Source organism: uncultured Agrococcus sp., from assembly GCF_945915485.1.
Taxonomy (GTDB): Bacteria; Actinomycetota; Actinomycetes; order Actinomycetales; family Microbacteriaceae; genus Agrococcus.
On record NZ_CAMEFJ010000003.1, the window covers coordinates 25,575 to 40,172 of the forward strand.

Sequence of the window (14,598 nt, forward strand, 5' to 3'; positions counted from 1 at the left end):
CGTGCGGCTCCGATGGCTCTGATGGCGCACCACCACGCGCCCGCTGCATAATTCGGGAAAGACGCACCCGCCGTGCGCTCAACAGCGAGATCCGAATAGCGGCGGACAGCACCTGAGCGGTCGGGTTCTGGGATGCGGCGTGGGTTAGTCGGCGAGGTCGTCGAAACGCTCCTCGAGGCGCGTCAGCACATCCTCCCAGCCCTGCGTGATCGGCTCGACGTCATCGAACGGGATGCCCTCGTGCGAAACCGTGACGATCGTGCCGTCATCGCCGTCTGCGAAGTCCACGGAGACCTCGCTCTCGACGTCCTGGCCGGACCAGTGCCAGCTGAACTCGAGTCGCCGCTCCGGCCGAACGTCTTCGTACACGCCTGCGACGCCGAACCCGCCCGAGACGGTGTGGATGCGGTAAACGCCGCCGGGCTGTGCATCGACTTCGTACCGCGCGTCGTCGAACCCGGGCCACCACCAGGTCTCCAGGAGCGAAACGTCGACCCAGTGCCGCCACACGTCGGCCCGAGCTCCCGCGATGAAAGCGCGGACCTCCACGCCCTCTTCTTCTATGAAGTCTGCTTCAGCGTTGTCGTCGCTCATGTGTCAATGGTGACACAACTCCGCCGGACGATTACAGTGATTAGCTAGAGGGCTCGCGGGGCGAACCGTGGTGAACGGCAGACGCTACCCGCACATCGGCCTTCATCCACCTTTTGCGATTCGGAAGCACAACCACGTCAATGGCAACACCACCGTCACAGCGCCGTGCCACTCGAAACGAGCGGCTCGACAGACTCCCGTTCACGCGCAAGCACGGCAAGATGCTGTTCGGAAGTGGCATCGGCTGGGCGCTCGACGCCATGGATGTCGGCCTGATCTCGTTCATCATGGCCGCGCTCGCTGTGCGATGGAACCTCACGGACACCGAGCTGGGGCTCATCGGGTCGATCGGATTCCTGGGCATGGCCATCGGCGCAACCCTCGGCGGATTGATCGCCGATCGCATCGGCCGTCGACAGGTGTTCGCGATCACCCTGCTGGTCTACGGTCTCGCAACCGGCGCATCCGCCCTGGCCACCGGCATCGTGATGCTGCTCATACTGCGCTTCATCATCGGGCTCGGCCTGGGCGCCGAACTCCCCGTTGCGTCGACGCTGGTTTCCGAATTCGCGCCGAAGCGCATTCGCGGCCGCGTCGTCGTGTGGCTCGAGGCGTTCTGGGCAGTCGGTTGGATCGCCGCCGCCTGCATCGGCACCTTCGTCGTGCCCGTCTCGGACGACGGCTGGCGTTGGGCCTTCGCGATCGGCATGATTCCCGCCTTCTACGCCGTCATCGTGCGATGGGGGCTGCCGGAATCGGTGCGGTTCTTGGAGACCAAGGGGAAGTCGAGCGAAGCCGAGCGCATCGTGCGCGAGTTCGAGAACTCGGCGGGCGTCGCGCATCCCACGCCGGGGCCGGAGACGCAGGCGATCGCGATCATCCAGGCGCAGGAGGAGGCCGAGGCTTCGTCCGAACGGCCCTGGATCTGGAGCCGAGGGCTCCGAAAGCGCACCGCTGGTCTCTGGACGATCTGGTTCTGCATCAATCTGTCGTACTACGGCGCCTTCATCTGGATTCCGTCGCTGCTGGTCGCGCAGGGCTTCGACCTCGTGCGATCCTTCACGTTCACGCTCATCATCACGCTCGCGCAGCTTCCGGGCTACGCCGTCGCCGCCTGGCTGATCGAAGTCTGGGGGCGCCGCGCGACGCTCGCGACATTCATGCTCGGCTCTGCAGTGTCTGCGGCGCTGTTCGGCTTCGCCTCGACCGAGGTGACGATCATCCTGTTCGGCTGTCTGCTGTCCTTCTTCAACCTCGGTGCCTGGGGTGCGCTCTACGCGATCGGGCCGGAACTCTACCCTACGAACATCCGCGGGCAGGGCACGGGAGCGGCGGCCGGGTTCGGTCGCATCGCATCCATCATCGCCCCCTTCGTCGTGCCTCTCGTCATCGGAACGGGAGGCGCCGTCACCGTCTTCGCGATCTTTGCGGCCGCCTTCGCGGTAGGTGCCGCGGCCGTCGCGCTACTGCCTGAGCTCAAGGGCATGGCGCTGCGCGACAGCTGACGGGAGCAAGTAATTGTCGAGGGCGCAGCAGGATCGTGAGCTGCTCGTCGAGCACGTGCTGCGCTGTGTTGAGCAGGTGCCTGCCGGTCGCGTCGTCGCCTACGGCGTCATCGGTCGCGTCGTCGGCCTCGGGCCGAGGCAGGTCGGGCAGTTGATGAGTCGCTGGGCGCGCGATGTGCCGTGGTGGCGGGTGACGAATGCTGCCGGCGAGTTGCCGCCGCCGCTGCTGGAACGCGCGCAGCAGCACTGGCGCGAGGAGGGCGTCCTGCTTCGCCCGGACGGTCGTGGATGCCGCTACCGCGTGTACGGCGTCGACGAGGATGCGCTGGCCGCGGACTACGCAGCCGCGGTGGCCGACCTCCCGCCGCTGGCACGCTGACCTCCCTTTCCCGAGGCAAAAAATCGGTCTATACGAGGAGCCCTGCCGCTGAGAGAGGTTGACCGTCCCCTAATAGACTGACTTTTTGACCCCTGCACCTGAGCGTGGTCAATCCTCCGCGAGCGGAACGAGAGTCGGATCGGCGGCTTGGACCTCGGTACGCTCGCTGTCCGAGACGGCCGCCAGAACGGCGTCGAGGGTTGCGTCTGCGCTCAGTGTGCGGCTGTGGCCGAAGCCTTCTGTTTCCATCAGTTTCGGAGCGCCTCCGTGCATCGCGACGAGTCGCCGCACTTCATCGATCTCGGCCCAGCGGTCTTTCCGATCGTGGATGAAGCTGAGCCGAAGATCGTTCGGAAGGCCCGCAGCGGTGAAGTCGAAACGGTTGTAGACATCGGGTGCGCTGTTGCGCAACCGGCGCCCGTACCGGGCCTCGAGCACGCCTCGAGCGCTCTCGCTCAGCCCGGCGATCCTGGCGAACTTCTCGCTCAGGTACCTGAATCGAGTTATTGCGGATACTGCGACGAGCCGCCTGGTCGCAGCGTGTTCGCTGGTGACGGCGAGGGCCGCCAGTGAGCCGACCGAGTGGCTCACGATCGCATGGAACGGTTCGGGCTCAAGGTCGGCGAGTTCGGCGACAGCCGCGTAGTAGTCGCCGATGTTCGTTCGTCGTCCAGGCGATTCCCCGCATCCAGGGGCATCGAAGGCGACGACTCTGTAGCCCTCGTACGTCAGCTCTCGCACGAGCGCCGCGAATTGCGAGGCGCGTCCGCGCCAGCCGTGCACGAGGAGCACCGTTTTCGGGCCACTACCCCACTGATACGTGACAACTCTGCGGCGGCCGACGTCGATGACCGAACGACTCGCCTGCTCGTGCGTTGCGCGTTCTTCTTCACGGACGGGTCGGCGCGCACCCACGCGGATGAAGGTCGGATAGGTCATCGTCGCCGCAAGTCGCGGCGAGATTCGATCGAGGGCACGCACCAGGCGCCGTGCGGGGATACGGGTAGCAGACATGGATACTCCAAACAATACGTACGATCGTTCACTTATATATGCGAACGATCGTACTGCTATTCTGCGAATATGCCAACTGCAATCGACGGGCGCCGAGCCCGCGGAGATCGATCACGGCATGCCGTGCTCTCCGTGGCGACACAGCTCGCGAGCACGGAAGGACTGACGGGCGTGTCCATCGCGCGTCTCGCACAAGAGACCTCCTCGAGTAAGAGCGGCGTGGCCACCCTGTTCGGGTCGAAGGAGAATCTGCAGCTCGCGATCGTCGAAGAGGCCAAACGCATCTTCATCGACGTCGTCGTCGAACCGGCACGCATCGAGCCCGCCGGCCCCGACCGGCTGTACGCGCTCGTTCGGGCCTGGGTCGACTACTCATCGGGGCGCACGTTCGAGGGCGGATGCTTCTTCCTCGCCGCGTCGACGGAGTTCGCAGCGCGCCCCGGAGCCGTGCGCGATGCGATAACGGCAGCGATGGATCTCTGGCGCTCCTACCTGCAGCACCAGACGGAGCGAGCGATCGCCGACGGGGCACTGCCGCAGCTGGACGACGCCGGGCAGCTCGTTTTCGAGCTCGAAGCGCTGCTCGCACACGCCAACGCCGAGTCGACCCTGCACGACAGCGACACCCCCTACCGGCGCGCGGAGCGTGCAATCGCCGAGCGCCTCCGCGCACTCGGCGCAGACGCGCGCGCGGCGGATCGCGTTCGCGCATCCTTCGCCTGAGTCCCGTTGCAGCGATTCAGGCACTGCCGACTCCACATCGGCCAGAGACTTCGGCGATGCAGAAGGGGCGACCGGAATGCTCCAGCCACCCCTTGCGCGCTTGATCGATTAGTCCTCGGTCAGCGGTGCGAGGTTCGGGTCGTCAGCGTAGACCTCGGCCGCGTTCTCCTGTGTCACGATGATGGGGTCGAGGAGGATCGACGGGATATCCGTCGCGCCGTTGTCGAGCGCTTCGGTGTCGCCCGGCTCATCGCCGGCCTGCAACGTGGAGATCAGATCGATGGTGTCAGCAACCAGGATGCGGGTGTCCTTGCTGATGGTCGAATACTGGTCACCGGCCATGATCGATCGAACGGACTCGACCTCTGAGTCCTGACCGGTCACGACAGGAGTCTCGAGACCTGCGTCGCTCGCGGACGCCAGGATCGCGCGGGCCAGAGTGTCATTCGGCGAAAGTACGCCGTGCACCTCAGTGCCGCCGGAGTAGTTGCCCTGAATCAGGTTGTCCATGCGCTCCTGTGCATTTTCAGCCGACCAGTCCTGCGTTGCTGTGGCCGCGATCTCGGTTTGCCCGGATACGACGTTCAGCGTGCCGTCGTCAATCTTCGGCTGCAACACGCTCATAGCCCCGTCGAAGAACACGGGGGCGTTCGAGTCATCAGGCGAACCGGAGAACAGCTCGATGTTCCAGGTGTCCTCGTCACCGAAGCGCTCTTCGAGACCCTCGAGCAGCGCCGTGCCCTGCAGCACGCCGACCTCGAAGTTATCGAAGGCGATGTAGTAATCGATGTTCTCGGAGTTCTCGATCAGCCGGTCGTACGAGACCACCGTGATGCCGGCATCCTTCGCAGCCTGCAGCTGCGTCGAAAGCTGAGCCGTGTCAGCGGCACCGATGACGATGAGCTCCGCACCGTTCTGGATCATCGCCTCGATCTGCTGCTGCTGATCCTGAACAGGGTTGTTCGACCCGGCGTACTGCACGTCAGGCTCGAACCCGGCCTCCTCGAGGCCGTCCACGAACAGGTCACCCGCGAGCACCCAGTTCTCGCTCGTGCGGTCGGGTAGCGCGACGCCGATGCGAGCATCTTCCGAAATGCCTTCACCTTCGTCGGTACCGCCGCCGTCGCGGCCGGTTCCGCAGCCCGCGAGCACGAGGCCCGCGACGGCCGAGATGGCGATCGCCCCTAGTAGTTTCTTCTTCATGGGAGTTTTCCTTCTCTTCCTTGATCGATTCGATTAGTTCTGGTCGGTGTTCTGGCTAGGCGAGAGCTCGGAGACTTCGCGGACGGCTCGTTTCGAACTCAGGCGCGCCATCATCGCGCCGATGAACGAGAACCTGCCCTGCTGCTTGTTCAGTACGTCGATACCGACTGCGACGAGCAGCACGAGCCCCTTGATGATCTGCATGCGGTCGGTCGTGACACCGACCAGCTGAAGCCCGTTGTTCAGCAGCGCCATCACGAGACCGCCGATCACGGCCCCGAACACGGTGCCGATACCGCCGGCGACCGCGGCACCGCCGATGAAGACACCCGCGATCGCATCGAGCTCCCACATCGTGCCGTCGCCGGGTCCAGCTGCTCCCGCACGAGCCGCCCACAGCATCCCCGCGATGCCGGCCAGCGTCGACATGTTCATCATGACGAAGAAGTCGGTGCGGCGGGAGTTCACGCCCGAGAGCTCGGCCGCGCGGCGGTTGCCGCCGACCGCGTAGATGTGGCGACCGAACTGCGTTCGGCTCGTGATGAAGGTGTAGAGCGCGATGAGCACGACGAGGATGATGCCCGAGAACGGGAAGCTCGTGCCCGGCCGGCCGCTCGCGAAGAGCAGCGTCGCCCAGATGATCGCTGCCGAGACCAGCCCCGTGCGAGTCAGCGTCACCCACAGCGGCTCGAGTGCCGCGTGCATCTTCTTGCGCTTCGCACGCGAGCGGAACTGGAAGAAGAAGAGCGCCAGCACGGCGAGCAGACCGAGCAGCAGGGTCAAGTTGTTGTACGGGGTGGCCGGGCCGACCTCCGGCATGAAGCCGTAGAGCGCGTAGCGGAACTCCTCCGGCACCGCGATCGTCTGCGCCTGACCGACGAACTGCTGCGCTCCACGCCAGATCATCATGCCCGCAAGGGTGACGATGAACGCGGGGATGCCGATGACGGCGACCCAGAACCCCTGGAATGCGCCGATTGCCGCGCCGAGCCCGATGCCGAGCAGGATGCCGGCCCACCATGGCAGCCCCCAGTCGCGCATCGCCGTCGCCACCATGATGCCGACGAATGCGGCAACGGAGCCGACCGAGAGATCGATGTGCCCGGTGATGATCACCATGACCATGCCGACCGAGAGCAACAGGATGAACGAGTACGCCTGCACGAGGTTGATGACGTTGCCGGGGTGCAGCGTCGTGCCCTCGGTCCAGATCTGGAAGACCACGATGATGACGATCAGTGCACCGAGGATGCCCAGTTGCTTCAACGAACCGCGGCGGCCGAAGATCAGCCAGATGTCTCTCGGGTTGAACCCGCGGCGTTCGGTTGTCGTGTCGGCGCTCATGCCGCGTTCCCCTTCTGCATTGGCGCCATGTGGCGCATAAGCGTTTCCTGATCGACGTTCGCCGCCTGCAATTCGGCGGTGATCTCGCCTTCGAAGATCGTGTAGATGCGGTCGGCCATGCCGATCAGTTCGGGCAGTTCCGACGAGATCAGCAGGATGCCCTTGCCCTCGTCGGCGAGCCTCCTGATGATCTGGTAGATTTCACCCTTCGCGCCGACATCGATGCCGCGCGTCGGCTCGTCGAGGATCAACAGGTCGGGCTGCGTGAACATCCACTTCGAGAGCACGACCTTCTGCTGATTGCCGCCGGAGAGCGTGTCGACGCCCGTTTCGACGTCTGGCGTCTTGATGCGCAGTTCCTGCCGATACTCCTCGGCGTACCTGGTCTCCTGCAATTCGTCGACGACACCGCTCTTCGAGATCCTCCCGAGCTTCGCGGCGACGATGGATCGCTTGATCGTGTCGAGCAGATTCAGCCCGAGCGACTTCCGGTCTTCGCTCACGTACGCTATCCCTGCGCGGATCGCATCCTTGACGGTGCGGATCCTGGCGGGCTTGCCGTGCATGAGCGCCTCTCCCGAGAGCTTGACACCGTACGACTGCCCGAACAGGCTCATGGCGAGCTCCGTTCGTCCCGCACCCATGAGCCCCGCGAAACCGACGACCTCACCGGCTCGCACCGTGAAGCTCGAATTCTTCGCGACGAGCCGTGTCGCGTCCAGGGGATGCTGCACCGACCAGTCGCGCACCTCGAAGAGCACGTCGCCGACGCGGGATGATCGCTCCGGGAATCGCCGCCCTAGCGTTCGCCCGACCATGCCCTTGATGATGCGGTCCTCATCGACCGTGCCGTCGACGCGCAGCGTCTCGATACTCTTGCCGTCGCGGATGATCGTGATGTGGTCTGCGATCTGCTCGATCTCCGCAAGCTTGTGGGAGATGATGATCGAGGTCACGCCCTCCTGCTTGAGGTCGGAGATGAGGCGCAGGAGCTGCTGCGAGTCGCGTTCGTTCAGCGCGGCGGTCGGCTCGTCGAGGATGAGCAGCTGCACGTCTTTTTCCAGCGCCTTCGCGATCTCGACCAACTGCTGCTTGCCGACGCCGAGGTACTTTACCGGCGTCTCCGGGTCTTCCCGAAGATCGACTCGCTCGAGCAGTTCTACTGTGCGATGGCGAGCCTCATCCCAGTCGATCACGCCCATCGTGTTGATCTCGTGGCCGAGGAAGATGTTCTCGGTAATCGACAGCTCCGGCACGAGCGCGAGTTCCTGGTGAATGATCACGATGCCGGCCTGCTCGCTCGCGGCGATGTTGCTGAACCTCTGTACCTCATCGCGATACAGGATCTCGCCTTCGTAGGTGCCGGCCGGGTACACACCGGACAGCACTTTCATCAGCGTCGACTTCCCGGCGCCGTTCTCACCGCAGATCGCGTGAATCTCACCGGTACGAACGGCGAGATCGACGGAGTCGAGCGCCTTCACTCCCGGGAACCGCTTCGTGATGCCCTGCATTTCGAGTAGATAACTCGATTTTTCGGCCACAGCCACCTCCTTGTGCGCCAATGGGTAAGAACCTACGACGCAGAACTCTTGTTGTCAACACCTGAACGCAAACTGCGGTCCACGGAGTCAACCAGATACGCGAGCGCATCGCCGTGTTCGAACGCGATCGTCGCGGCACCGCGGGCGCTCGCCGCCTCCCCGAGCGGCGAAAGCTCGACTCTGGTCGCCTCCGCGACCGGCGAGATCGCGAACCGCGCGAACCCGTCCCGCACGGCATCCAACAGCACGTCTCCCGTCTCGCTCAGCGGCCCTCCCAGCACGACGAGCCCCGTGCCGAGCATGTTCGCGGCCATCGCGATCGACTGCCCGAGTGCGAGCCCCGCATCCTGAATGACCCTGACCGTCGCCCTGTGCCGACTCGACGCGAGTTCGCTCAGCTCGTCGCGGGTCACATCGCGACCGAGCGCATCGCTCAGGTGCTGCAAGACTACGGGCATCGACGCGACCGTCTCGAGGCACCCGCGATTGCCGCAACGGCAGTGGTTTCCGCTGGGGTCCACGGTCGAGTGGCCGATCTCACCGGCGATCCCGAACGCACCCGTGTAATTGGAGCCGCGCAGGAAGACACCGGCTCCGATGCCCGTGCCGATCTTGACGTACAGGAAATCCTCGTCGTTGGCGGCCTCGCCCCAGGCCCGTTCGGCGAACGCGCCGGCATCGGCGTCGTTCCAGATCTCGGCTTCGAGACCGAGCACTCGAGAGACATCATCGGCGGAACGTCCAACCCACTCCGGCAGGATCGTGCCGTCCACGACACGCCCCGTGTTCCTGTCGATGGGGCCCGGCACCGAGACGATGACCGCCACGATGTCGTCGTCGGTTCTGTCGATCGCCGCGAGGCTCTTCGTGAGCAGGTCGCGCACCTGCTGCAGCGACTCCTCGGCGGGCGTGCCGTGATCGATGCGTTTGCGCTCCTCCACGAGCAGCTCACGACCCGGCTTCGCGATCACGAGGCCGATGTGGCTGCGCCCGAGGTCGATGCCGACGGCAACACGTTTCGTGGAGACCTGCGGCGTCACCAGCGTCGCTTTCCTGCCGGAGGAAATCGTGTCGCTCGTGGTGACAAGACCGCGATCCAGCAGGGAACGGACGATCGAGGAAACGCTCCCGTTCGAAAGCATCGTACGGCGCGCGAGCTCCGACTGCGTGGACGGGCCGTGCGTGAGCAGATCGTGCAGAACGACCCGTTCGTTGCTCACACGAAGTGCGGCAGTTGATCCCGGTCTACGATGGCGTCCTTGCATACGGCTATAGTTGTGCGAAACGGTTTTGTTGTCAACACCTGAACTCAACATGCCGCTCCACGCTTCGAAGAGGAACCACCGGATGACAGCCAGCACACCACGACAGGCACAGCAGGAATCGACCGCTGCTCCCGTTCTGGCCGTCGATGTCGGTGGGACGAAGATCGAAGCCGCACTCGTTGATCCCGCGGGCACCGTCATAGCGGGCACGCGCATCCGGGTTCCGACCGGCGCCGAATCCGCTTCGTCGGCATCCGCGTTCAGCGATGCCCTGCACGCTGCGGTGAGCACAGCAGCCGATCATCCGCTCGCCGCCGGGGTCGCTCGGGCCGGCATCGGAGCAGCAGGGCCGGTGGATCTTCGCGAGGGGACGATCAGCCCGATCAACCTGCCTGCCGTGCACGACTTCGACATCGTCGGTGCGGTCAAGTCGGTCACCGGCATCGAGGATGTGCGGTTGCGGCTCGACGGCACCTGCATAGCGCTCGGTGAGCTCTGGCGGGGAGCCGCCGAGGGCGCCCGCAACGCGATCGCCTTCGTCGTCTCGACCGGCATCGGCGGCGGCGTCATCGCCGATGGTCGCGTCGTCACCGGCGAAAGCGGCAACGCCGGTCACCTCGGTCAAGTCGTCATCGACAGCCCGGTCGATGGCGACGTATTCGGCGCAACGGTCGAGGGGCAGGCTTCGGGCAAGTACGCGGTTGCTTGGGCAAGGCAGCAGGGCTGGCGGGGTGAAACGGGAGAGAATCTCGGCGCTGATGCTGCGGCCGGCAGCGAGGTCGCTCGGGCCGCGATCGAACGGTCGGTGCAGGCACTGGGCAAGGGCCTGGCGAGCGCCGCGAATCTGCTGAACACGGAAATCGCGGTCATGGGCGGCGGGTTTTCGCACGTCACGGCCGATTACGCGGAGCGTGTGCAGGCGGCTGCGCGACTGCACAGCGTCAATGCCTACGCGCGGGAGCTTCGCGTTGTGCGCGCCCAGCTCGGCCGCGACGCTCCGCTCATCGGTGCAGCAGCTCTGGTTCTTCGGCCGGATCTCTTGGCGTAACCTCGTCATCTTCGATGAGCGCCCGCAGTTGCTCGAGAGGCAGGTTCGCACCGAAAGCGGCTTGGTCCGGCTGCAGCTTCACGCCCGCGCTCAGCCGACCGATCGGCAATGGATCGAACCCGAGATCGTCGACCACTTCCGCCGCTTCGCGCACGGCTTCGGGGCTGTCGCCCGCGAGCGCGATCGCCTTGCGCAACTCGTGACCGGCGGGCCGCGCTTCGACCTCGAGATCGTGATAGCCCATGTGATTGAGCGCCTTGACGACGCGGGCGCCCGGAAGGCTGTCGCGCACGGTTTCACTCGTTGTCGTTCGCGGATCGGTGAGGTCGTCTCGAACGCCGTCCGTTTCGAACCAGTAGTTCATGGCATCGATGACGAGTTTGCCTTCCAAGGGGGCATCCGCGATTTCACGGTGCCGCCCGAGTGGCAGAGCGAGCACGACGATATCGGCGTACTCAACAGCATCCCGTGTCCACACCGCCTCAGCACCAGGAGCGAGCACGTCGACGATCAGGGCGATCTTCTGCGGGTCGCCTGAACCGGCGATCTGCACGCGGAACCCGGCCGCGACGGCGAGTCTCGCCAGAATCGTGCCGACTTTGCCGGCGCCGATGATCGCGATCGTCCTTTGCGCAGTGCCGCTCATGGTTTGCCTCCCGGAGTTCTTTCAACCTGGGCAACCGTGTATCCCGACACGGCATTCCCGGCTGCGGCTGTGCGGAATCGGAGCGGAAGTTCTCAACCGCAGCACGACCGTCTTCCCAGGGTGCATCACAGCCCGTGGCGAGCCAGAAATCGCTTGATCTCGCCGTTGAAGCTCTCCGGGTTCTCGAGATTCGGGTAGTGACCGGAATTCGACACCTCGGCATACTCTCCGACGGGCACCGCATCCGCGACCCGTCGCCCGAGGCTGCGATGGTCAGGTCCGTCCAAGGCGCCCGGTAGCGCGAGCACCGGTACGGTGATGTCTTGCAACCGCTCCCAAGTGTTCAACACCGGTGTCGGGCGCAGCGGCTGAATCGGAGCGCCGTCCGGACCGACTCGCACGTGCTCGGCAAGGATGTCCCTGGCCATGCGCTCCACGAGCGTCCACACCTCGGGGTCCATGTCCGAGCGCGAGCGATGCGGACCTGCGGTGAAGCGCATGAACACCGAGAGCCAATGCTCGATATCGGTCTCGCGCTCCGCATCCGCCAAATCGCGGAACGCCTGCTGCGCCCAGGAGTCGTGGAACTCGGGCTCGCTCGTACCCGTGCCACTGACGATGACGCCACTCACACGCTCCGGATACTCCAACGCGAGATCCACGGCTGTTCCGCCGCCCATCGAGATACCGACCGGGACGACGCGTTCGAGTTCCAGGGCGTCCATGAGTTCGATGACGTCGTCTACGAGCCGATAGGGCTCTTCCGCATCGGATGAGCCTCCGTGACCCCTCGCGTCGGGCGCATACACCGATCGCTCCGGAAACTCCGCGAACTGCGGCCCCCACATGCGGTAGTCCACCACCCCGCCGTGCAAGAACATCAGCGGGGTGCGTGAATCCTCACCCTCCCGTGCGGCGTAGCGAACTCGGTGGGTCGGTAACTCCAGTGTGTGGATGGCATTTGCACTCATGACAACCAAGGTGTCATGATTTGCTGATGATGACAACTTAGGTGTCATCATTGCGATGCGGCGACCACACCTGCAGCAGACGAACTCGGGCTCGGTCCCGCCGGAATCCGCCTCGCGCTCGGCTCGCTGTATCGAAGAGCGTCCGGGATCGTCACGAGCGACGAACCGACAGTGGGCATCCCGGCGCGCTCGATCAACTCCGTCGGGAAAGGGAGGCGACGGTGCCGCGTATCGCCGTTCACTGCTCGTGCAGTTCACGACAGCCTGCCGCGCGGATATCGAAAGCGTCTCGGATCGAGGGCGGCTCATGGGCCGAACGGGAGGCGCGCTCACCGCAGGCGATCTCGATGCTGCGCTGCGAGCCCTCCGCCACATGCACGAGGCACTCGGCGGGAGACCGCTGCATTCGGGACGAGTAGGCGGTTCCGTCGCGCGGTGCCGACTCAGATGCGCTCCTGCGCCGCCGCGAGCGCCGCGTAGGCTCCTCCCGCTGCGAGCAGCTCGTCGTGCGTTCCGCTCTCGACGATACTGCCGGCATCCAGCACGTGAATCCTGTCGGCCGCTCGCACGGTCGACAGCCTGTGGGCGATCGCGATCACGGTGCGCCCGTGGGATGCCGCGTCGAGCGCCTGCTGCACAACGCGTTCCGAGACGGTATCGAGCGCGCTCGTCGCTTCATCGAGCACGAGCACGGCAGGGTCTTTCAGTAGCACGCGAGCGATGGCGATGCGCTGCTTCTCGCCACCCGAGAGGCGGTATCCCCGCTCCCCCACAACCGTCTCGTACCGTTCGGGGAATCGCTCGATCGTGGCGGCGATGTTCGCGGCGCGGCAGGCCGCCTCGAGCTCGGCATCCGTTGCGTCCGGCTTCGCGTAGCGCAGATTCTCGGCGATGCTGGCGTGGAATAGGTAGGCCTCTTGACTCACGATGCCGATACCGTCCGTGAGCTCCTGCGGGTCGATCGCACGCACGTCGACCCCTGCGAACTTCACGGCACCTTCCGTCGCATCGTACAGGCGCGGCACGAGGTAACCGATAGTCGTCTTCCCGGCTCCAGAGGCACCGACGAACGCAACGAATTCACCGCGCGAGACCCGAAAGGAGACGCCTCGCAGCGTGGAAGGCTCCCCTGGTGTCGCATCCGGGTAGCGAAAAGCGACGCGATCGAACTCGATCTCGCCGAGCCGGCGCTGGTCGATGCCGACAGGATGCTCTGGCGGCTGAATCGCGGGTCGCAGGTCGAGATACTCGAAGATGCGCGCGAATAACGCTGCCGACGTCTGCAGGTCGAGGGCGATACGCAGCAGCCCCATCATGGGCATGAGCATCCGCGCTTGCACGGCCGTGAACGCGACGAGCGTACCGGCAGTCACGAGCACGTTCCCCTGGGTTATCACGAGCCCCGCGAGCAGATAGATGATGCCGGGCAGCAACGAGATCGTGACGTTGACGATGCCGAAGAAGATCTGCCCCGTCATCGCCAGCCGTACCTGCAGCCCGATCTGCCGTTGGTTCTCGTCCGCGTATCGGCGAGACTCGTCGTTCTGCCGCCCGAACGCCTTTGCGAGCAGGATGCCGGAGACGCTCAGCGACTCCTGCGTAATGGCCGTCATATCGCTCAACGACTCCTGCGTGCGCGTTGCGATGCGGGCGCGTACCTGGCCCACGCGGCGCTGGGCGATGACCAGAACGGGCAGGAGCACGACCGCCACGAGCGTCAGTTGCCACGACAGGATCAGCATCGTGACGAGGCTCGCGATCACGGTGACGACGTTGCCGACGACGCTCGAGACGGTGCTCTGCAGTACCCCTGCTACACCTCCCACATCGTTCTGCAAGCGTGACTGGATGACTCCCGTCTTGGTTCGTGTGAAGAACGCGAGCTCCATGCGCTGCAGATGATCGAAGAGCTTCGTGCGCAGCGAACCCATGACCGAATTGCCGACGCGAGCCGTCAGCCACGATTGCAGGATGCCGATTGCGGACGCGACGACGATCAGCGAACCCATCAGCACCAGCAGCCACAGCAGGTGCTGCATGCGCACGGTGCCGTCGGGAGGGAAGAGCGCTTCGTCGAAGATGCGCTGAATCAGCAGCGGCGGAAACACCTGGATCGCCGCGACGGCGAGCACGAGCGTGATGATGACGCTGACCGTGAACCGATACGGCCTGAACAGCGCCGCGATGCGCCGCAGCAGATTCGGCACCTTGGGAGCCGCTGCATTGGCTGCGCGCAGCACCGACTCATCGCGTGCGCCGACTCGGCCCCGCGGCCCGCCGCCCATCCCCATGCTCATATGACGACAACACTAGTCTGCACAGCTCGCACGAGTTCACCGCCGAAGCGAGTCAAGTTCTCGGT

The 14,598-nt window shown here is 65.0% G+C and carries 13 protein-coding genes; 4 read left to right on the forward strand and 9 right to left on the reverse strand.

The window, feature by feature from the left end; genetic code table 11:
- Positions 1–144: 144 nt before the first annotated feature.
- Positions 145–594: an SRPBCC domain-containing protein gene (locus tag Q0O95_RS01110; RefSeq protein WP_293694498.1), complete on the reverse strand. Its 450-nt coding sequence runs from the start codon at positions 592–594 to the stop codon at positions 145–147.
- Between the two features lie 140 nt (positions 595–734).
- Here Q0O95_RS01110 and Q0O95_RS01115 point away from each other — a divergent pair, with 140 nt between their 5' ends.
- Entirely contained in the window at positions 735–2,099 is a 1,365-nt protein-coding gene (locus Q0O95_RS01115; protein ID WP_293694500.1) for an MFS transporter, read from the forward strand.
- 13 nt (positions 2,100–2,112) lie between these two features.
- A complete protein-coding gene (locus Q0O95_RS01120) occupies positions 2,113–2,478 on the forward strand; it encodes an MGMT family protein (RefSeq protein WP_293694502.1) in 366 nt (121 codons plus the stop codon).
- Between the two features lie 108 nt (positions 2,479–2,586).
- On the opposite strand, the gene Q0O95_RS01125 is transcribed toward Q0O95_RS01120, so the two are convergent.
- Positions 2,587–3,492 (reverse strand): alpha/beta hydrolase, encoded by a 906-nt coding sequence (locus tag Q0O95_RS01125; protein ID WP_293694504.1) that lies wholly within the window; start codon positions 3,490–3,492, stop codon positions 2,587–2,589.
- A gap of 69 nt (positions 3,493–3,561) precedes the next feature.
- Between Q0O95_RS01125 and Q0O95_RS01130 the strand changes: the two genes are divergently transcribed.
- Positions 3,562–4,215 (forward strand): TetR/AcrR family transcriptional regulator, encoded by a 654-nt coding sequence (locus tag Q0O95_RS01130; RefSeq protein WP_293694506.1) that lies wholly within the window; start codon positions 3,562–3,564, stop codon positions 4,213–4,215.
- Between the two features lie 108 nt (positions 4,216–4,323).
- On the opposite strand, the gene Q0O95_RS01135 is transcribed toward Q0O95_RS01130, so the two are convergent.
- The 4 genes from Q0O95_RS01135 to Q0O95_RS01150 form a co-directional block, all read right to left on the reverse strand.
- Entirely contained in the window at positions 4,324–5,418 is a 1,095-nt protein-coding gene (locus Q0O95_RS01135; protein WP_293694508.1) for a sugar-binding protein, read from the reverse strand.
- A 33-nt stretch (positions 5,419–5,451) separates the two neighbouring features.
- Positions 5,452–6,762 (reverse strand): multiple monosaccharide ABC transporter permease, encoded by a 1,311-nt coding sequence (gene mmsB, locus Q0O95_RS01140; protein ID WP_293694510.1) that lies wholly within the window; start codon positions 6,760–6,762, stop codon positions 5,452–5,454.
- Positions 6,759–8,276: a multiple monosaccharide ABC transporter ATP-binding protein gene (mmsA, locus tag Q0O95_RS01145; RefSeq protein WP_293694631.1), complete on the reverse strand. Its 1,518-nt coding sequence runs from the start codon at positions 8,274–8,276 to the stop codon at positions 6,759–6,761. The genes mmsB and mmsA overlap by 4 nt, the downstream gene beginning before the upstream one ends.
- A 62-nt stretch (positions 8,277–8,338) precedes the next feature.
- A complete protein-coding gene (locus Q0O95_RS01150; RefSeq protein WP_293694511.1) occupies positions 8,339–9,526 on the reverse strand; it encodes an ROK family transcriptional regulator in 1,188 nt (395 codons plus the stop codon).
- A gap of 127 nt (positions 9,527–9,653) precedes the next feature.
- Between Q0O95_RS01150 and Q0O95_RS01155 the strand changes: the two genes are divergently transcribed.
- Positions 9,654–10,619: an ROK family protein gene (locus Q0O95_RS01155; protein ID WP_293694513.1), complete on the forward strand. Its 966-nt coding sequence runs from the start codon at positions 9,654–9,656 to the stop codon at positions 10,617–10,619.
- On the opposite strand, the gene Q0O95_RS01160 is transcribed toward Q0O95_RS01155, so the two are convergent.
- From Q0O95_RS01160 to Q0O95_RS01170, 3 genes are all read right to left on the reverse strand, one after another.
- A complete protein-coding gene (locus tag Q0O95_RS01160) occupies positions 10,573–11,265 on the reverse strand; it encodes an NAD(P)-binding domain-containing protein (RefSeq protein ID WP_293694515.1) in 693 nt (230 codons plus the stop codon). The two genes, Q0O95_RS01155 and Q0O95_RS01160, sit on opposite strands and share 47 nt — an antisense overlap.
- A 125-nt stretch (positions 11,266–11,390) precedes the next feature.
- Positions 11,391–12,236, reverse strand: a complete 846-nt coding sequence (locus Q0O95_RS01165) for an alpha/beta hydrolase (protein WP_293694517.1) — start codon at positions 12,234–12,236, stop codon at positions 11,391–11,393.
- Between the two features lie 443 nt (positions 12,237–12,679).
- Positions 12,680–14,527 (reverse strand): ABC transporter ATP-binding protein, encoded by a 1,848-nt coding sequence (locus tag Q0O95_RS01170; RefSeq protein ID WP_293694633.1) that lies wholly within the window; start codon positions 14,525–14,527, stop codon positions 12,680–12,682.
- Between the last annotated feature and the right edge of the window lie 71 nt (positions 14,528–14,598).